Source organism: Pseudodesulfovibrio sp., from assembly GCF_028692895.1.
Taxonomy (GTDB): Bacteria; Desulfobacterota; Desulfovibrionia; order Desulfovibrionales; family Desulfovibrionaceae; genus Pseudodesulfovibrio.
On the sequence record NZ_JAQUWN010000029.1, the window covers coordinates 22,775 to 42,677 of the forward strand.

Annotated in this window: 21 protein-coding genes; 16 read left to right on the plus strand and 5 right to left on the minus strand. The window is 67.1% G+C overall.

Annotated features, from left to right (window positions below):
- Window positions 1-281: 281 nt before the first annotated feature.
- Window positions 282-1,508 (minus strand): aminoacetone oxidase family FAD-binding enzyme, encoded by a 1,227-nt coding sequence (locus PHP91_RS09090; RefSeq protein WP_300139766.1) that lies wholly within the window; start codon window positions 1,506-1,508, stop codon window positions 282-284.
- 235 nt (window positions 1,509-1,743) lie between these two features.
- On the opposite strand from PHP91_RS09090, the gene PHP91_RS09095 reads away from it, so the two are divergent.
- On the plus strand, window positions 1,744-2,511 hold the full coding sequence (locus tag PHP91_RS09095; protein ID WP_300139768.1) for an exodeoxyribonuclease III: 768 nt from the start codon (window positions 1,744-1,746) through the stop codon (window positions 2,509-2,511).
- A gap of 36 nt (window positions 2,512-2,547) precedes the next feature.
- Here PHP91_RS09095 and PHP91_RS09100 read toward each other — a convergent pair whose 3' ends face one another.
- Window positions 2,548-3,063 (minus strand): methylated-DNA--[protein]-cysteine S-methyltransferase, encoded by a 516-nt coding sequence (locus tag PHP91_RS09100; RefSeq protein WP_300139770.1) that lies wholly within the window; start codon window positions 3,061-3,063, stop codon window positions 2,548-2,550.
- 147 nt (window positions 3,064-3,210) lie between these two features.
- Window positions 3,211-3,639, minus strand: a complete 429-nt coding sequence (locus tag PHP91_RS09105) for a hypothetical protein (RefSeq protein ID WP_300139772.1) — start codon at window positions 3,637-3,639, stop codon at window positions 3,211-3,213.
- On the opposite strand from PHP91_RS09105, the gene PHP91_RS09110 reads away from it, so the two are divergent.
- From PHP91_RS09110 to PHP91_RS09120, 3 genes are all read left to right on the plus strand, one after another.
- A complete protein-coding gene (locus PHP91_RS09110) occupies window positions 3,638-3,868 on the plus strand; it encodes a hypothetical protein (protein WP_300139774.1) in 231 nt (76 codons plus the stop codon). The genes PHP91_RS09105 and PHP91_RS09110 overlap by 2 nt on opposite strands.
- Before the next feature lie 197 nt (window positions 3,869-4,065).
- The gene (locus PHP91_RS09115; RefSeq protein WP_300139776.1) at window positions 4,066-5,325 is read left to right on the plus strand and encodes a hypothetical protein; all 1,260 of its coding nucleotides are present in this window, start codon (window positions 4,066-4,068) and stop codon (window positions 5,323-5,325) included.
- 14 nt (window positions 5,326-5,339) lie between these two features.
- A complete protein-coding gene (locus PHP91_RS09120; protein WP_300139778.1) occupies window positions 5,340-6,515 on the plus strand; it encodes a class I SAM-dependent RNA methyltransferase in 1,176 nt (391 codons plus the stop codon).
- Window positions 6,516-6,658: 143 nt separating this feature from the next.
- On the opposite strand, the gene PHP91_RS09125 is transcribed toward PHP91_RS09120, so the two are convergent.
- Both PHP91_RS09125 and PHP91_RS09130 read right to left on the minus strand, forming a co-directional pair.
- Window positions 6,659-8,332, minus strand: coding sequence for a glycosyltransferase (locus tag PHP91_RS09125; RefSeq protein ID WP_300139780.1), 1,674 nt, complete (start codon window positions 8,330-8,332; stop codon window positions 6,659-6,661).
- Entirely contained in the window at window positions 8,325-10,421 is a 2,097-nt protein-coding gene (locus tag PHP91_RS09130) for a glycosyltransferase (RefSeq protein WP_300139782.1), read from the minus strand. The genes PHP91_RS09125 and PHP91_RS09130 overlap by 8 nt, the downstream gene beginning before the upstream one ends.
- Before the next feature lie 262 nt (window positions 10,422-10,683).
- On the opposite strand from PHP91_RS09130, the gene PHP91_RS09135 reads away from it, so the two are divergent.
- The 12 genes from PHP91_RS09135 to PHP91_RS17290 all read left to right on the plus strand — a co-directional run bounded on the left by PHP91_RS09135 (window position 10,684) and on the right by PHP91_RS17290 (window position 18,868).
- Window positions 10,684-10,974, plus strand: a complete 291-nt coding sequence (locus PHP91_RS09135) for a hypothetical protein (RefSeq protein WP_300139784.1) — start codon at window positions 10,684-10,686, stop codon at window positions 10,972-10,974.
- A gap of 200 nt (window positions 10,975-11,174) precedes the next feature.
- On the plus strand, window positions 11,175-12,608 hold the full coding sequence (locus PHP91_RS09140; RefSeq protein WP_300139786.1) for a sigma-54 dependent transcriptional regulator: 1,434 nt from the start codon (window positions 11,175-11,177) through the stop codon (window positions 12,606-12,608).
- Window positions 12,609-12,739: 131 nt separating this feature from the next.
- Window positions 12,740-13,249, plus strand: a complete 510-nt coding sequence (locus tag PHP91_RS09145; RefSeq protein WP_300139788.1) for a TlpA disulfide reductase family protein — start codon at window positions 12,740-12,742, stop codon at window positions 13,247-13,249.
- A 2-nt stretch (window positions 13,250-13,251) separates the two neighbouring features.
- The gene (locus PHP91_RS09150; RefSeq protein ID WP_300139790.1) at window positions 13,252-13,707 is read left to right on the plus strand and encodes an N-acetyltransferase; all 456 of its coding nucleotides are present in this window, start codon (window positions 13,252-13,254) and stop codon (window positions 13,705-13,707) included.
- A 21-nt stretch (window positions 13,708-13,728) separates the two neighbouring features.
- Window positions 13,729-14,268 (plus strand): hypoxanthine phosphoribosyltransferase, encoded by a 540-nt coding sequence (gene hpt, locus PHP91_RS09155; RefSeq protein ID WP_300139792.1) that lies wholly within the window; start codon window positions 13,729-13,731, stop codon window positions 14,266-14,268.
- Window positions 14,269-14,287: 19 nt separating this feature from the next.
- A complete protein-coding gene (locus PHP91_RS09160; RefSeq protein ID WP_300139794.1) occupies window positions 14,288-15,475 on the plus strand; it encodes a DUF3426 domain-containing protein in 1,188 nt (395 codons plus the stop codon).
- 317 nt (window positions 15,476-15,792) lie between these two features.
- The gene (locus PHP91_RS09165) at window positions 15,793-16,065 is read left to right on the plus strand and encodes an AtpZ/AtpI family protein (protein WP_300139795.1); all 273 of its coding nucleotides are present in this window, start codon (window positions 15,793-15,795) and stop codon (window positions 16,063-16,065) included.
- Window positions 16,052-16,468 carry an ATP synthase subunit I gene (locus PHP91_RS09170; RefSeq protein WP_300139797.1) on the plus strand — a complete coding sequence of 139 codons (417 nt, stop codon included), beginning with the start codon at window positions 16,052-16,054 and terminating at the stop codon, window positions 16,466-16,468. Before PHP91_RS09165 ends, PHP91_RS09170 begins: the two co-directional genes overlap by 14 nt.
- A gap of 22 nt (window positions 16,469-16,490) precedes the next feature.
- On the plus strand, window positions 16,491-17,183 hold the full coding sequence (atpB, locus tag PHP91_RS09175; RefSeq protein WP_300139799.1) for a F0F1 ATP synthase subunit A: 693 nt from the start codon (window positions 16,491-16,493) through the stop codon (window positions 17,181-17,183).
- Between the two features lie 73 nt (window positions 17,184-17,256).
- A complete protein-coding gene (locus PHP91_RS09180; RefSeq protein ID WP_300139801.1) occupies window positions 17,257-17,568 on the plus strand; it encodes an ATP synthase F0 subunit C in 312 nt (103 codons plus the stop codon).
- A 118-nt stretch (window positions 17,569-17,686) separates the two neighbouring features.
- On the plus strand, window positions 17,687-18,319 hold the full coding sequence (locus PHP91_RS09185) for a redox-sensing transcriptional repressor Rex (protein WP_300139803.1): 633 nt from the start codon (window positions 17,687-17,689) through the stop codon (window positions 18,317-18,319).
- Between the two features lie 285 nt (window positions 18,320-18,604).
- Complete coding sequence (locus tag PHP91_RS17290; protein WP_366141556.1) at window positions 18,605-18,868, plus strand: leucine zipper domain-containing protein; 264 nt, start codon at window positions 18,605-18,607, stop codon at window positions 18,866-18,868.
- Window positions 18,869-19,903 lie beyond the last annotated feature (1,035 nt).

The following is a 19,903-nucleotide window of genomic DNA, read 5'->3' on the forward strand; positions in this document are numbered from 1 at the left end:
ATTCCGCCTGCCCCCGCTCCGGCGGCCCCAGGCCAGCCTGCACCGCTTTTCCCCCGAGGGGGCGCATGGGGCGCCCGCCCGGCTTGGTTGATTCCCGTCCTTAATCCTTGGAAAAGGCGAAAGGCGATAAGGAGCCGTTTTCGGCGGGACGTTCTTCACAGGCCTGTGTCCTGGATGCGCAACGCGCTTTTGGCCGGAGCGCCCAGAAGCAAGCCAAAACCGCTTCCAATGTGCTCCGTCCGACGCCCCGGCCACGGGGCAAGACGCTGCCCGCAAAACGGCTACAGGTTCTCCCCGCAAGCCGCGCCGGAGGCGAAAGCCCAATGCAGATTGTACCCTCCCAGGTCCCCGGTGACGTCCAGCGCCTCCCCGATGACGTGCAGGCCGGGCACGTCCTTGGCCTCGAAGGTCTTGGACGAGATCCCGTCCGTGTCCACCCCGCCCACGGTGACCTCGGCCCGGGCCGGCCCCTCGGTGCCCGACGGCGTAACCGCGAACCCGTGGACGGCCTCGGCGGCCTCGGCGATTTGCTCGGCCGAGAGCTGGCTGACCGGGGTCTGGAGCACGCCCTCCGGGAGCAGGTGGCCGGGCAGCCGCTTGGGCAGGACGCGGCCGAGCAGGTTGCGGAACAGGATGTTGGAGGACCGGTTGGCCTCCACCAGCTCCGCGAGCGGTGCGGAGGGCAGGAAATCGATGACCACGGGCCGCCCCTCGCGCCAGCGGGAGGAGATCTGGAGCACGGCCGGGCCGGACAGGCCGGTGTGGGTGAAGAGCAGGGCGTCGGTGAACCGGGCGTTGCCGCAGGAGACCGTGGCGGGCAGCGAGTTTCCGGCCAGATCCCGGCACATGGCGAGCCGCTTTTTCGGCAGGGCCAGCCCGACCAGGCCGGGGCGGGTGGGGGTGACGGCCAGGCCGAACCGTCGGGCCAGGGAATAGGCGAGGTCCGTGCCGCCGGCCTGGGGCCATGACGGGCCGCCCAGGGCGATGACCAGCCTGGCGGATTCGAGGGCGACGCCGCCCGCGCGGACGCGGAACGGGCCGGGCCCCTCCACGGCCTCGATGGGCCGGCCGAGGTGGAAGGCGGCGCCGAGCCGCCCGCACTGCTCGGCCAGGATGCCCGCCAGCCGGGGCGCGCCCTCCATGGAGAAGAGGCGGCCGTGGTCGCGCTCCTCGTAGGTGACGCCGTGGGCGGTGAAGAAGTCGATGACGTCCCAGGGGGTGAGCCGGGCCAGGGCGGACTTGACGAAATGCGGGTTGGCGCAGAGATAGTTGCCCGGCTCCACGGAAAGGTTGGTGAAGTTGCCCTTGCCGCCGCCGGAGATGCGCAGCTTGCGCGCGGGGCGGGGGGAATTGTCCACCAGGGCCACGGCCAGGCCGCGCCGGGCGGCGGTCAGGGCGCAGAACAGGCCCGAGGCCCCCGCGCCGAGGATGATGGCGTCGCACGTTTGCATGGCCGGAAGATAGCAGGGAGCCGGGCCGCGCGCCAGGGGGCGGAATCGGCTTTCCATCGCCGCCGGATTCTGGTATAGGCATCTGACCGAACACGAGAATTGATGGAGGTAGCGATCATGCTGGGTTATTTCTGGTTTTTCCTGGGACTGTCCATGACCATCGCCGCGCTGGTGATGATCAAGGTCAGCTCTCCCAACGAGAAGTAGTTTTCGCCGCTCGCGCGGCATGACGGGGGGAATCGGCGCGGCCGGTTCCCCCTTTGTTTTATCCGTCCCGCATCCGGAGGTGGCGATGATCATCTATTCCTGGAACGTCAACGGCTACCGGGCCGTGCTCAAGAAGAACTTCCGCGACTGGCTGGACGGCTGCGGCGGCGACGTGGTCATGCTCCAGGAGACCAAGGCCGAGCCGGACCAGCTCGACCCCGAGGACCGGGCCCCGGACTCGTTTTCCAACCACTATTGGAACTGGTCCAAGGGCAAGAAGGGGTATTCCGGCGTGGCCTGCTTCGCCAATCCCGAGCCCCTGGCCGTGTCCACCGGGCTGCCGGACCCGCGCTACACGGGCGAGGGCCGCGTCCTGCACCTGGAGTACCCGGACTTCCACCTCTTCAACATCTACTTTCCCAACGGCCAGATGGGCGACGATCGGCTCGCCTTCAAGATGGGCTTCTACGACTGCTTCCTGGACCACGCCCAGGAGCTGCGCAAGGCCAAGCCCATCGTGGTGGGCGGCGACTTCAACACCGCGCACCGCGAGATCGACCTCAAGAACCCCAAGGCCAACAGCGAGCGCTCCGGCTTCCTGCCCGAGGAGCGGGCCTGGATCGACAAGTTCATCGAGCACGGCTACGTGGACACCTTCCGCCTGTTCGAGGACGGCCCCGGCCAGTATTCCTGGTGGTCCTACCGCTTCAACGCCCGCCAGAACAACGCGGGGTGGCGCATCGACTACTTCTTCGTTTCGGAAGAGCTGAGGGACAGGGTGGCCCGCGCCTGGATCGAGCCGGACGTCCTCGGGTCCGACCACTGCCCCATCGGCGTGGAAATCGACGTTTAGCCGGGACCACCGGCCTTTCCGACGCCCCGAGCGGGGCTACGCCTTCACGCCCTCGGCTTGGAGGAGCGCGGCCTTGCGCCCGACGCCCCAGCGGAAGCCGCCCAGGCCGCCGTCCTTGCGCACCACCCGGTGGCACGGCACGATCACGGCCAGCCGGTTGGCCCCCACGGCCGACGCCACGGCCCGCACCGCCGACGGGCGTCCCACGGCCTCGGCCACCTGCGAATAGGTGCGCGTCTGCCCGGCCGGGATGGCCGTCAGCGCCCGCCAGACCTCCCGCTGGAACGGCGTCCCCTGCGGGTCCAGCGCAATGCCAAGCGGCCGCGCCGGGTCGTCGATGAACGCGGCGATGGCCGCCAGGGGCTCCCGGAGGCCTGGCGCGTCGTCCGACAGCGTCGCGCCGGGGAAGCGCTCGGCCAGGGACCGGAGCAGGGCGGCCGCGTCGTCGCCCGGCTCCAGGGAGACGAGCCCGCGGTCGGAAAAGGCGGCGAGCAGCAAGCCGAAACGGGTGGTGACGGCGGCATGGCGCAGGGTCGGGCGATGGACGGGCATGGCGGCTCCCGGGTTGAGGGCAAGAGTCTTCAGCATGCCCGAAGCGGGGCGCGGTGTAAACGTGCCGGCAGGTCCGGGCAGCACCATCAGCCGCAAAAAAAAGGGACGCCTAGCGGCGTCCCCGGAACAGGTGAAGTTCGTGCGGCGCTACTGGCGCAGGGTGGTGCGGCCGTCGGCGGAGCGGATGAGGTCGGGCGAGGAGGCCATGGCGGTCTGGCGCAGGGAGAGTTCGCCGTCGCCGCGGGCGCTGCGGAAGGCCATGCGCCGCAGCTCCAGCCGTTCGAACTGAAGGTCGCGGTGGGCGAGCAGGTATTCGATGCGCTGCTTGCGCGCCCCGGCGGAAATGGCGGCCTCCACGGTCTCGGCCTTGGTCGCTGGCGCGGCTTCGGCGACCACGACCGGTTCCCGGCCGTCGCCGTCAAAGTCGGGCATCTCGAAGGCGCTGCCGTCGAGCACGGCCATGATCTTGCCCTCGATGACCTCGGAGGGGTCCTTGTCGTTGGCGGCGTACTCATAGGTGAACTCGCCCAGGGTTATGGCCGTGGACGCGTACTGGAGCGGAGCGAGACCGGCCATGCCGCCCACGCTGAGCAACGGTGCGACGACCGCGCAACCGGGCAGCGACGCCAGGAAAAAAATCACCGCCAAGGTGGTTGTCGCCGCTTTCCTCAAAGCGGCTTTCGTCGTCCGATGCATGGTCACCCCACTGGTAGAATCGTTGACCATCCTCATCCCACTGAGCCGGATAACGATGCGACACGATACACTGTTCTTCTTCATCGGACAATGTTTTCGAAACATTTAGGGCGGTTGCGCCGCCGGTGTTGGGGTTGAGCTTGAAAGCCAAGTTATTTCAATGGAATAGAGTATAAATTGGACGTGCTAAAATGGTCAATGAAAGCGGTCGCTTAAAAAAAGTTGCCTTGGAATTCCTGAAAAAATGCAAAACGGGGGCGGAGCGGGCGCGCTTTACCTGGACTGCGCAAACGGGTAAGTGAGCCCATGCGCAGCGCAACCGAAATCTCGCGGCCGGGCCGGTGGCCGGGCGTGGTCCCGTTGGTCCTGGCCTATGCGGTCCTGCCTCTGTGGAGCCTGGCCGGGCGGCTCGGCGAAGCGCCCGAAATCCCGCCCGACGCGGTCTGGACCGCCCTGGCCGGGGCCGGGCTGCTCCTGGCCCTGCGCCGCCCCTGTCCGGGCGCGCCCGCGCGGCGCGGCTTCGCCTTTTCGCTGCTTGTGGTCGCGCTGCTTGTGGGCGGGCTGGTCCGCTACCTGCCGGACTGGCGCGCCGCCCTCTCTCCGGTCCTGCCCTACCTGGGCGAAGGCGCGCCCGTGGTCTACCTGCTCTTCGCCGCCCTCTGGGCGTCCACCTGCGGCCTGCCCGACCGGGCGGACTTCCAGCGCTTCGGCGCGCTGCTCGGCTCCCTGTGCGTCGCGGAGCTGGCCGTGCAGACGATCCTCTTCCGGGCCGCGCCTTCGGTGCGGCTCATCGGCAATGCCGACGTGCTGGCCGGGCTGCTGCTCGTCGCCCTGTGCGCCGGGCTTCGTCCCGGCCCCAACCAGGGCGGCCCGGACGAGCCGGACCAGGGGCGGCCGTGGTGGCGCGCCCTGACCATGCTCGGGCTCATCGCCTGCCTGTCGCGCACCGGCCTGTTCGGCGCGGCCTGGGTCGTGCTCTGCTTCGGACGCGGGTCCATGGCCCGCCGGGCCCTGTTCGCCGCCCTCTGCCTGATCGTCCTGGCCGGGACCTTCTTCCTGCCGCCCACGGCCTCGGACGCCGTCCGCTACACCGACTACTGGCTGTGGATGGAAGGGGTCCGCCTCTTCACCGACAACCCCTCGCTGCTGCTCACCGGCTTCCCGGTCAACCAGCCGCTGCCCCTCAACTTTCCCATGGGCATGGGCGCCATCTGGGAGGCCGCCACCGGCGCGTCCGCCATCTTCGGAGCCTACGTGGACCAGGTGCCGTCCTTCTGGTTGCGTCTCTCCCTGGCCTGGGGCGCCGCCGTGCCCGCCGCGCTGCTCTGCCTGGCCTTAGCCCTGCTCCTGCGCCGCCTGACCCGGCTCGGGGCCGGACTTGTCACCGCCCTCTTCGCCCAGGGCATGATAACCCCGCTGCTTTACGACCCGGCCACCGGCGTCTGCGTCGGCCTGGCCATGACCCTGGCCCTGGCCCGGCCCCCCGCCGCGCCCGCCAATACCCGGCACGCCGAACCCGCCCCCGCTTCCGCCCCCGACCCGGCCACGGAATGGGACCTGCGCTGAGCCCCCGGAGAACCATGAACGTCTTCGACACCACTTCCACCATCCTGGTCACCTGCCCCAAGGGTATGCCGGACATCCTGGCCGACGAACTGTCCGGCCTCGGCTTCGCCGACATCCACCCCCTGGAGGCGGGCGTGGAAACGCGCGGCACCCTGGCCGACTGCATGCGCCTCAACCTCTGGGTGCGCACCGGACACCGCGTGCTCCTCGAACTCGCCCGACTGGACGCGCCCGGCCCGGACGAGCTCCACCGCGCCGTGCGCAAGCTCGACTGGCAACGCTACCTGGGCGTGGACGGCTACTTCCGCGTGGACGCCGTGATCCGCGACACCGCCGTCAACGACTCCCGCTTCGCCGCCCTGCGCGTCAAGGACGCCGTGGCCGACCACTTCAACGACCGCTTCGGCAAACGCCCGGACTCCGGCCCGGAAACCAAGGGCGTCTGCCTCTTCCTCCACTGGCAGGGCCGCCGCGCCACCCTCTACCTCGACACCACCGGCGAACCCCTGCCGCGCCGGGGCTACCGCAAGCGCCCCCACAAGGCCCCCATGCAGGAAACCCTCGCCGCCGCCTGCGTCCTCGCCTCGGGCTGGCCCGCCCTGGCCAGACGGAACGCCCACTTCGTCGCCCCCATGTGCGGCTCCGGCACCCTCGCCATCGAGGCCGCCCTCATCGCCCTGAACGGCGCGCCCGGCCTTCTGCGCGACCACTTCGCCTTCATGGCCGTCCCCGGCTACGATCCCGGCTGCTGGGACGCCCTGGTCGCCGACGCGGAGGACGCCGAAAACCCCGGCTTCCACGGCCGCATCATCGCCACCGACCACGACCCCGAAGCCGTCGAGGCCGCGCGCCACAACGCCCGCGCCGCAGGCGTCGGCGACTTCATCGAGTTCGGCGCCTGCGACTTCCGCCGGACCGACGTCCCCGCCGGGCCCGGCATCGTCATGCTCAACCCCGAATACGGCGAACGGCTCGGCGACGCCGCCCAGCTCGGCGCGGTCTACAAGGCCATCGGCGACTTCTTCAAGCAGTCCTGCCCCGGCAAGACCGGCTTCATCTTCACCGGCAACCTCAAGCTCGCCAAACAGGTCGGGCTGCGCACCAAAAGCCGGCGCACCCTGTTCAACGCCAAGATCGAATGCCGGCTGCTCGAATACGAGCTGTACGACGGGACGCGAAAGGGCGAGTAGCGAGGCTGCCCGCGCCGGGCGTGCAAAAAGACTGGAGGGGGAAGCGCACGCTTCCCCCGGCTTTCGGCTTACTCCCAATCTGCGGCTGGCCTTTCCCCCCAGAAAAACGGACCTCGAAACTCCAGCCCGCCGCAGGCGAATGCCTATGAGATCAGCGGGCTTTCGACCGTGCCGAGCTTGCGGCGCAGGTCCGCGTCGAGCAGTTCCTGCTCGCGCCGCGCGGCTTCGATGATGGCCCCGCGCTCGTGCATGGTCTGCATCTTGTACTTGTTGCCCAGGGCGTTGCCCAGCTCCGGCCCGGCCACGCGCGTGGCCGCGCCGGTGCGCTTCTTGTGCCGCACGGCCAGATGCCCCTGGTAGACCGCGAAGCTCCCGGCCTCGCACAGCCGCAGGTCGTGCTCCATGTCGTCGTACTGGGTGGGCGAGAGATGCAGGGCGAAGTCGCCCGAGGCGAGCAGGCCGGCGGTGCGGAAGAGGTGGCAGCAGCCGGTGACCGAGGCGCAGGGGCGCAGGATGTCGAACAGGCCGGTGTCGAAGGTCTGGATGTGCAGGTTGGAGAGGCGGAAGGGATTGGGCTCGGCCCGGGTCAGGTCCGGGGCCGGGCCGTCCGGGTCGGCCAGCAGGTGGGCGTCGGCGCTCTGGATCATGGCCGGGTTGGCGTGGTCCGCCACCTTGCAGCCCCAGACCCCGGCATCGGGGTAGCGGCGCACGGCAGCGCCCAGGCGGAGCAGCCAGTCCGCGGGCAGGTCCACGTCGTCGTCCAGGTAGCAGGCGAAGTCGTGGCGGCCCACGGCCTCCAGGTGCATCAGCCAGTTGCGGGCGGCGGGCGCGCCGATGTTGACGGGCAGGGAGATGGTCGTGAACCGGTCGCGGCCCAGGCGGGACTCGAACCGGCCGCGCCAGGAGTCGAGGACCTCGGCGGTGGGGTCCGTGGACCCGTTGTCCAGCACGAAGAGCGAAGCCCCGGAGAGCTCGGATTCGTAGAGGGCGCGCAGGGTTGCGTCCAGCTCCACGGCCTTGTTCCAGGAGTAGAGCAGCACGGCCACGGACCCGTTGAGCGGGCTGCGCAGGTCGTCCCACCCGGCCAGCAGGTCGTGGGCGCGCAGGAGCAGGCTGGTGTTCCACGGGGCGTTGGCCAGGGCCCGGAGCAGGAGCAGGTGGGCCGAGGCCGCGTCGCCCGCCGCGAGCATGGCCAGGCCGGACCTGAGGGCGGCGAAGGACGGGCCGAAGGCGTCGCCCGTGGCCGCGAAGAGCCGGGCCGCCTCGTGGTGCTCCCCGCGATGCAGGGCCAGGCAGGCGGCGACGTTGTCGCGCACCGGGGCCAGGCCGGGTCGGTCGGGGAGGGCGGCCAGCCGCTCGGTCCAGTCCGGGTCGTTGTCGATCAGGCCGATGGAAAGGGCCTGCTCGCGCCAGAAGAGGTTGTCCGGGTCCCCGGCCGCGCCCAGCTCGATGCGGCGGCGGATGGCCGGGAAATCCCGCGTGGGGAGCAGGGCGAAATAGTCGGGAGCCTCGGGCCTGCGCCAGGCCTCGGCTACGGCGGCCATGGCCGGGCGGGCGGCGGCCGGGACCAGGGCGCGGGTGTCGTCGCGCGCCAGGAGCTCGCGGGCCATGGCTCCGTCCAGGGGGTTTTCGGCAAAGGCGGCGCACAGGGCGTCGCCGCCCAGGGAGGCGAGCACGGGGTCGTCGGTGCCGAGGACGCGGCCCGCCAGGTCGAGCAGGTGGAGCTTGCCGGTGAACCCGAGGCGCAGGCGCTCCCGGACGGGCTCCGGCAGGGAGTCCCAGAGGGCGGTCAGCGGACGGGCGGCGGCGTCAGTCATGGTCGGGGTCCGGCGGGGGCTGGAGTTCGGGGGCGGGGCGGACGTCCAGGGGGTCGTCCACGCGCTCGCCCATGTAGACGCGCATGAGCCGCCGTCCCTTGGCCTCGGGCGTGAACTGGGAGCGGACCACGGCCCGGCCCGAGAGGCCCATGCGGTGGCGGCCCAGGGGGTCGTCGGCCAGGGTGCGCATCTTTTGCGCCAGGCATTCGGCGTCCTCGCTCGGGCAGAGCAGGCCGTTCACGCCCTCGCGCACCAGCTCGGGCACGCCGCCCACCGAGGTGCACACGGCGGCCAGGCCGAGGTCGTAGGCCTCGATGAGGGCGTTGGGCAGGCTCTCCTTGCGCGATGTCATGCACAGGACGTCGCTGAAGCGCAGGGCGTCGATGACCTCGTCGTGGGGCAGCTCGCCCGCAAAGGTCAGCCGCTGGCGCAGCTCCGGGGTGAGCAGGGCGTCGTAGAGCGGGGCGTCGTCGCCGCGCAGGCCGACCACCAGGAATTCGGTGTCCCGCGCGCCCTGAGCGCAGTAGAGGGCCGCCGCGCGCAGGAAGACGTCGAGCCCCTTCACCTCCGCGCCGTTGCCCACGTAGGCGAAGCGGGTCCCGCGCTTCTTGCGCAGGGGCGGGTCGCCGAAGTCCGGGCCGTCATAGGCGTTGTAGACCACGTTCAGCCGTTTTTTCGCCACCCGGTATCGGGCCAGCACGTCGGCGCAGCGGCGGGAGTTGCAGACGACGCCGCGCGCGAAGGCGGTCCACAGGAAAAAGATGTCGTTGGGCCGGGAGATGACGCCCCGGTTGATGAACAGGTCGAACCGCGCGCCCATGAGCCGGGCGATGACGCCCATCTTGTAGGCCCGGTTGTGGAAGGTGTGGACCACGTCGATTTTGTGCTCGCGCACCAGCCGGGCCAGGAACGAGCCCGCGCGCAGGTAGCTGGAGAACCCGTCGAAGGTCGCCACCTCGGCCCCGAGCCCGGCGGCGGCCGCCGCCAGGGGGGAGTCCGGATGGAGCACGGCGTGCACTTCGGCCCCCATGTCGCGCATGGCCTTGATGTTGTTGAGCAACTGGCGGCTGCCCCCGGACAGGCGCAGGGAGTCCGTGGCGTAGAGGATTCGCCGGACCTCTGGCTTGAGGCGCTGGAGCTTGAAGAAGACGCGGGCCGCCGGGTCCGAGCCGTACATGCGCAGCCGGGACTGAATCCACTTGCCGGTCTTGGGCCGTCCCACGCCGATGCGGTTCAGGCGGAAGGGGTCGGCGCCGCGCGCGTTGACCCAGCGCTCCAGGGTGAAGGCCCCCGCGAAACCGGCGGCGCGCAGTTCGGCCTGGGCGTCGTCGCGAAACTGGCCCCAGGGCCAGCAGAAAAGTTGTACGGGAAGGCCGTTGAGCTCGCGGATGCGGCGCAGGGAGCGGCCGAAGTCCTCGCGGCAGAGGGCGAGGCGCTCCTCGCGGCTGCGCATGACGAAGCGCGGCGTGGCTCCCGGCCGGTCGAACAGGGGCTTGAATCCGTCGTAGACGTAGGCGCTGGCGTCGTCGAAGGTGGGCCACTCGGGATCGTAGCCGGGGTAGATGGACCAGGCGGGCCAGCGGGCGTGGGCCTCGCCCATGCGGGCCAGGGGCCGGAGGGACCGGAACACGCCCTGGTGGCGGCAGCCGTGGGCGAAGACCTCCATGCCCATGCCGAGCATGGCTCGGATCTCGCCTTCGTTGATGAACTGGGAAAAGTCGTTGCCCTGGAGGGCGTGCTTGAAGGCCTCGGGCATGGTGCGCATGGCCGGGGCGGAGTCCCTGGTGCGGGGCCCGCCGGGCCGGATGAAGTCGGTCAGGGCGAAGAAGGTCCCGGTCATGCCCCGCCGGGTCAGCTCGGGGACCACGGTCAGCCAGTTGGAGAGGTGGCCGTCGTCAAAGGTCAGGACCAGGGACTTGGGCGGGGCCTTGCGCTCGCCCCGGACCACGGCCAGGAGGTCGAGGGCGGAGAGGGTGCGCCAGCCCGCGTCGGCCATGGCGTCCAGGTGCTCGGCGAAGAGCTCGGGCGTGTGGCCGTCGATTTCGCTGACGTTGTGGTAGCAGAAAACGGGTATGGATGCTCGGATCATTTCCTTCTCGTTGGCTCGGAACCTGGGAGTATCAGAAGGCGGCAACCAGGGCAAGACGGGGGGGCGGAAGAGGACCCGGTTCCGCCCCGCCCGGCGGCCGTGCCCCACGCGTCGGGCTGGCGCCGGGAAAAGCGTTGCCGGGCGGGGATTGTGGGCCGATCGCCCTGAAAAAATGGGAAAATGTCCCCCCGTCGGTTGCTTGTCTGGAGTTTTTCTAGTATCTTCCATCGGCAAACGAGCCCTGATTTCGAGGTGGCAGCAGATGAAGAGCATATCCCTGGTCGACGAGTGCATTTCCAAGTTCATCAAGGGCGGCATGGAGCGGTTTTCCCCGCGCACCTACGGGCCCGGCGCGATCAAGGAAATGGAGGCCTCCGGGCTGTTTCTGCTCAAGCCGGTCATCACCCTTTCCGAGGACGGCATCGAGCGCGCCTTCCACCTCGGCCTGATCTCCGAGCTGAAGAAGCGGAGCATGCGCGCCGCCCTGGAGCACAGCGGCGTCGAGCTCAAACGGGGCGAGAAGGGCGGGGGCGCCGCCTCCCAGGTCGCCTAGCCGAACGGTTTTCGCGAACGCAAAGCGCCGCCATCGACCGATGGCGGCGTTTTTTTCATGGTGCGGGCCTCGTCCCGGGAGAGCCGGTGAATCCGGCGCGGGGCGGGCGGGAGCGGCCGTCGGCGTCGTGGCCCGCGACCTGCGCCTTGTTCGCCGGAACTACTTGTAAACCGTGCGACTTGCCGTTAATAGGGTGAAACATGACGGCCAGAACTGTCCTCTTCATCGCCGAGCCGCAGTCGGTCACCGCGATCTTCCCCACCCTCAAGGAGGCCGGGTTGCAGGCCGGGCTGGCCGACAATCTGGCCGGGGCCCTCGGGTTCATCCGGAAATCCCGCCCCTGCCTGGTCTTCTGCCGCCCCAGGCTCCAGGGGTTCGACGCCGCCGCGCTGCTGGAGCAGGCGCGCGCCGTGCCCGGCTTCCCGCCCGTGGTCGTTTTCGCGGCCCACGGCAGCGCCGAGGAGGCCACCCGGTTCCTGGAGCAGGGCGCGCGCGATTTCTGGCTGGAGCCCCTGGTCTGGGAGAAAATCCGGGTCATCCTGCCCGCCGAGGACGAGCTGGACGAGGAGGAGGACGCCCCGGCCGCATCGGCCCAGCACCACGCCCCCCGGCCCGCCGCGCCCGTGGCCCACAGCAAGTTCCAGATCATCGGCCGCCACGAGGCCGTGCTGCGCGTCCTGGCCCTGGCCAAGCGCGTGGCCCGCTCCAAGGCCACGGTGCTCATCTCCGGCGAGTCCGGCACCGGCAAGGAGATGTTCGCCCGCTACCTGCACTACAATTCCGACCGGGGGGGCGGCCCGTTCATCGCCATCAACTGCGCGGCCCTGCCCGAGCACCTGCTGGAGAGCGAGCTCTTCGGCCACGAGAAGGGCGCGTTCACCGGGGCCATCAACCGCAAGCTCGGCAAGTTCGAGCTGGCCCAGGGCGGGACCATCCTGCTCGACGAAATTTCCGAGATGGACCTCGGGCTCCAGGCCAAGCTGCTGCGCGTGCTCCAGGAGTCCGAGTTCGACCGCGTGGGCGGCGTGGAGACGGTCAAGGTGGACGTGCGCGTCCTGGCCACCACCAACCGGGACATCGAGGCCTCGGTGGCCGATGGCGAGTTTCGGCAGGACCTCTTCTACCGGCTCAACGTCATCCCCCTCAAGCTGCCGCCCCTGCACGAGCGGGGCGGGGACGTCCTCCTGTTGGCCGAGTTTTTTGTGGCCAAGTTCTGCGCGGCCTACGGTCTGCCGCGGCTGCCCTTCGCCGAGGAGGCCCGGCAGTGGCTCCTGGACTACGACTGGCCCGGCAACGTGCGCGAACTCCAGAACCTGATGGAGCGCGCCGTGCTCCTGGCCGGGGACGGCCCCGTCTCCCCGCGCCACTTCCTCATGGGCGACGAGGACTGGGACCCCGACGACATCGGCGAGGTGGACGCGGGCCAGCGGGCCGTGGCCGAGGCCGCGCCGCCCGCCACGCCCGAGGAGGCGGTGTCCGTCATGCCCATCCACGAGATGGAGAAGCGGCTCATCCTTCAGAGCCTGGCCGAGACCACCGGCAACCGCACCCGCGCCGCCGAACTCCTCGGCATTTCCGTGCGCACCCTGCGCAACAAGCTCAACGAGTACAAGAAACAGGGCCTGGACGTTTAGGCCCGATCGGCTGCGGCTCCCCGCCTTCGGCCCGCCCGTCGGGTTCGGCCGGGCGTGCGGGGCGACCTTCCCGCTTTTATTTGCGGCGCAACTCTGGTAGAGTGCCCGCACCATTATCGAGAGGTGACAGTATGAATCGAATGCGGCTTACGGGCGTCGCCCTGCTGCTTGCCCTGCTGCTCATGGCCTGTTCCGACGGCCGGGAATCCACCGCCGGCAACCCCCAGGCGACGCCGAAGGCGGCCTCCGGCGTCCCGACCCTGGACTCGGCGGGCCTGGACGCCTACCTCAAGGCGCACGCGGGCAAGCCCACGCTCCTGATCTTCTGGGCCACCTGGTGCCCGTCCTGCAAGCAGGCCCTTCCCGAGATGGAAGGCCTGGCCGGTTCGCGCGGGGACAAGGCCAACATCATGGCCGTGTCCCTGGACGAGGACCTGGGTCAGCTCAAGGCCTATCTGGACCAGCATCCCATGAAGATGGCGGTGTTCTCCGGCGGCCGGGCCATGGCCGAGCGGTTCGGCGTCGAGGCCATTCCCACGCTGGTCATCTTCGACAAGCTGGGCAATCAGATCTTCGGCAAGCCCGGGGCCTTCCCCCAGGCCATGCTGGAAAAAGTGGTCGACGACCTGAACAGCAAGTAGCCATGATCCGAAAAGCCAAAATGGACGACGTCCGCATCATCCACGGCCTGCTCATGAACCGCCAGGAGCATGACGGCCTGGTCCTGCCCCGGTCGTTCAGCCAACTCTACTCCCACCTGCGCGACTTCTTCGTGGTCGTGGAGGACGACAAGGTCGTGGGCTGCTGCGCCCTGAACATCATCTGGGACGACCTGGCGGAAATCCGCTCCCTGGTGGTCCTGCCGGAATACCGGGGCCGCAAGTTCGGGCGCAAGCTGCTGGAGGCAGCCCTGAGCGAGGCGGTCACGCTGGGCATCTACACCGTGTACACCCTGACGGAGCAGACCGGGTTCTTCGCCCACCTCGGGTTCGAGCAGACCGCCATGGACGGCCTCAACCAGAAGGTCTGGGCCGACTGCCTGAACTGCACCCGATTCCCGGACCTGTGCAACGAAGTCGCCATGGTCTTGCACCTCTAACCTTCGGATTTCACAAGCGACATGGCTCATAAACTGACAACATACCTCTCCGCCGAACAGATCGCCGAACGCGTGGCCGAACTGGGCCGGGAGATCACGGCCAGCTATTCCGGGGGCGAGCCCCTGGTCTGCATCTGCGTGCTCAAGGGCGCGTTCCTCTTCTATGCCGACGTCATCCGGCGCATCGACCGCGAAATCGAGGTCGACTTCGTCCGCCTGGCCAGCTACGGCTCCGGCACCACGCGCGGGGAGGACCTCGTCTTCTCCAAGGACCTGGAGATCGCCATCGAAGGCAAGGACGTCCTGGTGGTGGAGGACATCGTGGATTCCGGCCACTCCATGGACTTCCTGCTGCACGTCCTCAGACGGCGCGGTCCGAAGAGTTTGAAAATATGCGCGCTTATTGATAAGCATGAGCGACGGGAAAGAGACATCACCGTCGATTTCGCCGGATTCAAGCTGAGCGACGACGCCCTCGTCGGTTTTCTCGTGGGCTACGGCATGGACTATGCCGAACGCTACAGGGAGTTGGATGGACTCTACGAATTGTCCAGTGAATAAGGATAATCGGAGATAAGTTATGATCGTCACCTGTCCCAATTGCCAGACCCGGTACAACCTGCCCGACGCCAAGGTCCCGCCCGGAGGGGCCAAGGTCAAATGCTCCAAGTGCGCGCACGTATTCAAGGCCGAGCCGCCCGCCACGCCCGAGGAGGAGGTGGAGACCCTCCTGGAGGAGGAGACTCCCTCCACCCCGGACACCAGCGCGGGCGACGCCTTTGACGAGACCTTCGACGAGGTGTCGTCGGGCGGCTCGGCCGCGCCCGCCGGGAAGCCGGACGATGTGGACGCGGCGGACGAAGCCGAGTCCGGCGGCACGGACATGGACGACCTCTTCGGCGACGACGAGGGGGAGGTCGCCGCGCCAGGCGGCGATGCGGACGTGGACTCCCTGTTCGGCGACGCGGACGATCTCTTCGCCGACGACGGGACCCCGGACGAGGACCCCCCGGCCAAGGGCGAGGGCCCGGTGGACGATATTTTCGCGGATGACGCTGACGACGCTGACGACCTTTTCGCCGGAGACGACGAGGACGAGGACGAGGCGGAAGAGGAAGAGGGCGGAGACGACGAAGGCGGAAGCGACGGCCTGGACCTGGACGAGGACGAGCCGGTCCGCAGCCGCAAGCCTCTGGGCTGCCTGATCGTCCTGCTCGTGCTGGCGCTGCTCATCGGCGGGGCCGTGTGGCTCAAGGCCTGGCGCTGGTTCGGATTCGACCCGTGCTCCTACATCCAGAACGTGCCCTACGTGGGCAAGCTCTGCCTGGAGGAGACCGGCGGCGACAAGGAGGCCGCCCCGGGTGAATCCCCGGCCGACCGCGTGCGCAACATCGTGCTCAAGAACGTCAAGCAATATTACGTGGCCAACGAAAAGACCGGCAACCTCTTCGTTGTCGAGGGCAAGGCGGTGAACCAGTTCACCGCGCCCAAGGAGCGGATCAAGGTCGAGGTGGTGCTCTACGACGGCACGGGCAACGTGCTGACGTCGCAGGCATTCCTGTGCGGCAACCTGCTCTCCCAGTTCCAGCTCCAGGTCCAGACCCGGCCCGAGATCGAGGATGGCCTCAAGAGCGAGGTCGGCGTCCTCTCGAACAACACCTTCATCCGGCCTGGCTCGTCCACGCCGTTCATGGCCGTGTTCTTCGATCCGCCCGCCGGGGTGAAGGAATTCCTGGTCAAGGTCGTGGACGTGGGCGACCCGAAATAGGGCGTCCGCAAGAGCGATTGGACAATGACGCGCCGGAGCGCCGGGAGCCTCCGGCCGCCGGTCCGCTTTTACCCGCCCCGCGCGGGGCCGGAACCGGCGGGAAGGCCCGCCGCCCGGCGAAAGCCGCAGGGGCGCGGCTTTGTGAAAAAAAGATCGTTTTTGCCTCAAAGGGCATTGACGGCAAAAGGCTCGATATGCTACTCCTCCACAACTTGTGAAGGATTGCACTAATTGCTGATTTGGCGGTAACCGCCCAAGGGAATGTGCGAAAACCTTCGCGGGGGCAAACAGTGTTCTTTTCAAAAAACGACAGGTGGGTGACCATCGTCCAGGTGGGGGGAACCGCCGGGACAATCGGACTGCATTTCGTGTCCGCCACCGTCGTGGGCCTGTTCTTCGGCTACTGGCTCGACGATTTCTTCGGGACCAAGCCCTGGCTCATCATGATCTTCTTCCTTTTGGGGGTCGTGGCCGGGTTCAAGATGGTCTGGGAGGACTTTCATCGGCTGCAGCGGCGCGAAGAGGCCCGCAGGATGGAACAGCAACGTTCTTTGAAACAAGATGACGAGAAAAGCGGTGGAAACGATTAACCGGCCGGTGGAGCGGCTGCTTGCAAAAAGCGGCTTCGTCCATCCCGAGGTGCGGCTGATCATCCGCAATCAGATTTACGTGTCGCTGGGGGCCTCTCTAGCGATCGTGCTGGTGACACTTTTTTCGCAGTGGTCGCTCGCTTTCGCGGCAGGGGCGTTGCTCGCCCTGATCAACTTCTGGGCCATGGCCCGCATAGTCCAGTCCTTGATTTACGTCCGCAAGGGAGCACCCTTCCTCTTGTTTGCTATCTTCATGGGAAAGATGACCCTGAGCGGGTTGGCCTTGTACTGGCTGATCGGGGTTCACCGCGTTCCCATATGGGGTTTGGTTGCAGGGCTCGGCACGGTGGTGGCGAACATCGCGGTCACCGGCCTGGTCCAAATGGGGCACAAGAAAGCCTAGGTTGATTTCAAGGAGGCTTGGTATGGGTTTTTCCGGCGGTTTGCCGCATCCTCTTCTGTACATGGACATGCTCAAGGCTGCCACGGGCATCCACATCGCCAACCATGTGCTTTACATGTGGATGGCCATGATCATCCTGTTCACCTGCGGCCTGCTGGTCCGCAGCAAGTTGAAACTCGTCCCCGGCGGGATGCAGAACCTCTTTGAGGTCATCGTCGGCGGTCTCGAGGATTTCGTCGTCGCCAACCTGGGTCAGGAAGGCCGCCAGTTCGTTCCGCTGCTGGTGACCATCTTCCTGTTCATCCTGACCATGAACTACACCGGCCTGGTGCCGGGTTGCGACGCGCCCACCGCGAACATCAACACGAACGCCGCCATGGCCATCATCGTGTTCGTGTTCTACCAGGGCGTGGGCATCAAGAAGTGGGGCTTCAAGTACATCAAGCACTTCATGGGCCCGGTCGGTTTCCTGGCTCCGCTGATGCTGATCCTGGAGCCCATCTCCCACATCGCGCGGCCGCTCAGCCTCACCCTCCGTCTCTTCGGAAACATTCGCGGTGAGGAAATCGTGCTCGTGCTGCTGTTCATGCTGGCTCCGATCCTGGGCACGCTGCCCATGTACTTCCTGTTCATCCTTGCCAAGACCATCCAGGCATTCATCTTCTTCATGCTGACGATGATCTACCTGCAGGGATCCATCGAGCACGCCCACTAGGCGGCGGGCTCGCAACATTGGGGAAATGGTCCTTGGACCACAACAATAAAGAATTCCATTGGAGGAATTACAGATGAAAATCGCGAAGATCCTGTTCACGACCCTGGCTATGGTCCTGGTTGCTTCCATCGCTTTCGCTTCCGAAGGCGCCGGTGATCCCGTCATGGCCGCCAAGGCCTACGCCACCGCCATCGGCATGGGCATCGCCGCCGGTCTGTGCGGCATCGGCCAGGGCATGGGCCTCAAGGGCGCCTGCGAAGGCATCGCCCGCAACCCCGAAGCCGGCGGCCAGTTGACCACCACCCTGATCCTGGGCCTCGCCTTCATCGAGTCCCTGGCCATTTACGGCCTGGTCGTCTGCCTCATCCTGCTCTTCGTCGTCTAGTTCCTATTCGACCGATCAAGACTCAAAGGGAGGCTTCGGCCTCCCTTTTTCTGCTAACGTCTTGTTCGAAATTTCACATAGCGGACGCTACTTATCAATGAGAGACGAGCGGATGAACATCAAGAGCGAACATATCCCCAAGGCCACCATCGGCCGCCTGGCGGTGTACATCCAGGTCCTGGAAAACCTGCTCCGGGACGGGAACGACGTCATCTCCTCGGAGAAGCTGGCGCGGGCGTGCTCGGTGAACTCCTCACAGATTCGGAAGGATCTTGCCTATTTTGGCGAGTTCGGCGTGCGCGGCGTTGGGTACTATGTTCAGGAACTCATCACTTCCATCAAACAATCCCTGGGCATCGACCGCGTCTGGAAGTGTGCGCTGATCGGGGTGGGGAACATGGGCACGGCCCTGTTGCGCCATCACGATTTCGAGAAGCGCGGCTTCAAGATCTGCGCGGCTTTCGACTGCGACCCGGACAAGATCGGGCTGGAGTTCGAGGGCATGGAGATCGTCTGCCCGACGCACCTCAAGGAGCAGGCCCCGGAGCTCAACCTGGAGATCGGCATCATCGCCACCCCGCCAGACCGCGCCCAGCGCGCGGCCAACCACCTGGTGGACGCCAACATCCGCGGCATCATCAATTTCGCGCCCTCGCGCATCAACGTGCCCAAACACATCCCCGTGGAGTACGTCGACTTCTTCGACCACCTCTATTCCATCGCCTTCCAGATCACCCTCGGCAACGACTAACCGGCCGCCTTCGGGCAACGCACGGCAACAGGACGAATCCGGCCACCCCGCCCAGGGGAGGCCGGGCGACGCCTTGTCGTCAGCCGTATCCGCTGCGGCCGCGCAACGCCTTGTCGTCAGCCGTATCCGCTGCGGCCGCGCAACGCCTTGCCGACTGCGGCCAGGATGGCGGTGTCTTCTGACTGTAGTAGGCGGGACGGGGGCGGATTGGGCGGGATGCGGAACGTGTATGGTCGCTAGTTGTGAAGTTCTGGGCGGTTGTTCACTCGGCCCTAATCGGTCAACTTGTGTTTACGAAGACGCAATTCCCGAAAGGAGGACCGAGGGAACATTCATGCTGATGCCGGATTGACGCTTGTCCGTCGAGTGGAGCTTGTAGGCCGGATGGAAAGCGGATCACGGCCACAAAATGTGGTGGCGGCGTTTGGGGTATCCCGGCGTACCGTTTACAAGTGGTTGGCGCGCCGCAGGAAAGAGGAGGAACTTTTCGACAAGTCCTCACGGCCCCATCATTCGCCGACAGCCCTGCAGCCTCGGACCATAGGGTGAATCGCCGCCTTGCGCCGCCAGCACCTCGCCGCTTGCCGCATCGCCGCTATGCTCGGGCTCTCCGCAGCGCGGGTGCACCGCGCGTTGCGTCGATTGCGCATGAACCGGCTTAAATCATAGGGGTCACCCCTTCCTCGGCGGCGCTATCAGTTGAAAAATCCGGGCGGTTCACTGCACATCGGAATCAAGAAATCGGGGTGCTTCGCCCAGCCTGGCCACCGCGTGCATGGCGACCGACGGAGGGAGAGGTGCGGTGCGGTCTGGGAGTGCGTCGCTGCGTTCCTTTCATCGGCTCTTCGTTTTTACAAGTCGTTGGGAATTACCGTGCGGCGGGTAATGACGGACAATGGAATGGGCCATGTTTCCAAGCTGTTCCGCGAGCGTGTTTACAATCCAGGCTCCGGCATATCCGCATCCGACCCTATACGCCGCGCACCAATGGCAAGGCGGAGCGATTCATCCAGACCGCGCTCCGCGAGGGGGCCTGCCAGCTATGCGAATTCACGCGAAAGAGCCTGCGAGTTGCCCCGCTGGCTCCATGAATACAATAATTACCGGAATCATTCGGCGTTACAGAATAAAACGCCCATCAGCCGATTAGGAAAATCTGTGAACAACGTCTTGCAACTCCACAGCTAAGTCCCGTAGAGGTCGCGTATGCGGCGGGTGGCGGCTTGGTTCGTCATCCCCGTCGGTTGTCGGCTCCCGTCAAGTGCGCCCGGCAAGAGCCTCCACCCATCGCAGTCAATCCGACCCGGCCACGAATCGGTCAGTGATCGATGCTTCCGCCACCCCCGCCAAATCAAATCCCTCCCCTCCTTTCCGGACGTTGGACCGGACTGAGCGCAGGCCGATCGCCGACCTACCCCGCGCAGCGGAGCCAAAAAGTTTGGGAGGGGAGATGGGGATGGGGTCCGGGGGAAGGGGAAGAGGGGGACCTTTTCCCAAAAAGACCCACCGCGTATTCGAGGAACTAGTCCCCGCCGTGTTTTCCTAACATGGCGGGGACTTACTTCTGGTGATTCTCGGAGATTG

Excerpts from the sequence above, each read along its gene's own strand:
- PHP91_RS09115 (WP_300139776.1), top strand. The coding sequence starts at position 4,066 with ATGCGCAGCGCAACCGAAATCTCGCGGCCGGGCCGGTGGCCGGGCGTG.
- PHP91_RS09090 (WP_300139766.1), bottom strand. The coding sequence starts at position 1,508 with ATGGAAAGCCGATTCCGCCCCCTGGCGCGCGGCCCGGCTCCCTGCTAT.
- PHP91_RS09140 (WP_300139786.1), top strand. The coding sequence starts at position 11,175 with ATGACGGCCAGAACTGTCCTCTTCATCGCCGAGCCGCAGTCGGTCACC.
- PHP91_RS09130 (WP_300139782.1), bottom strand. The coding sequence starts at position 10,421 with ATGATCCGAGCATCCATACCCGTTTTCTGCTACCACAACGTCAGCGAA.
- PHP91_RS09120 (WP_300139778.1), top strand. The coding sequence starts at position 5,340 with ATGAACGTCTTCGACACCACTTCCACCATCCTGGTCACCTGCCCCAAG.
- atpB (WP_300139799.1), top strand. The coding sequence starts at position 16,491 with ATGGGTTTTTCCGGCGGTTTGCCGCATCCTCTTCTGTACATGGACATG.
- PHP91_RS09160 (WP_300139794.1), top strand. The coding sequence starts at position 14,288 with ATGATCGTCACCTGTCCCAATTGCCAGACCCGGTACAACCTGCCCGAC.
- PHP91_RS09105 (WP_300139772.1), bottom strand. The coding sequence starts at position 3,639 with ATGGCCGGTCTCGCTCCGCTCCAGTACGCGTCCACGGCCATAACCCTG.
- PHP91_RS09110 (WP_300139774.1), top strand. The coding sequence starts at position 3,638 with ATGCCGCCCACGCTGAGCAACGGTGCGACGACCGCGCAACCGGGCAGC.
- PHP91_RS09180 (WP_300139801.1), top strand. The coding sequence starts at position 17,257 with ATGAAAATCGCGAAGATCCTGTTCACGACCCTGGCTATGGTCCTGGTT.
- hpt (WP_300139792.1), top strand. The coding sequence starts at position 13,729 with ATGGCTCATAAACTGACAACATACCTCTCCGCCGAACAGATCGCCGAA.
- PHP91_RS09125 (WP_300139780.1), bottom strand. The coding sequence starts at position 8,332 with ATGACTGACGCCGCCGCCCGTCCGCTGACCGCCCTCTGGGACTCCCTG.
- PHP91_RS09145 (WP_300139788.1), top strand. The coding sequence starts at position 12,740 with ATGAATCGAATGCGGCTTACGGGCGTCGCCCTGCTGCTTGCCCTGCTG.
- PHP91_RS09095 (WP_300139768.1), top strand. The coding sequence starts at position 1,744 with ATGATCATCTATTCCTGGAACGTCAACGGCTACCGGGCCGTGCTCAAG.
- PHP91_RS09150 (WP_300139790.1), top strand. The coding sequence starts at position 13,252 with ATGATCCGAAAAGCCAAAATGGACGACGTCCGCATCATCCACGGCCTG.
- PHP91_RS09135 (WP_300139784.1), top strand. The coding sequence starts at position 10,684 with ATGAAGAGCATATCCCTGGTCGACGAGTGCATTTCCAAGTTCATCAAG.
- PHP91_RS09100 (WP_300139770.1), bottom strand. The coding sequence starts at position 3,063 with ATGCCCGTCCATCGCCCGACCCTGCGCCATGCCGCCGTCACCACCCGT.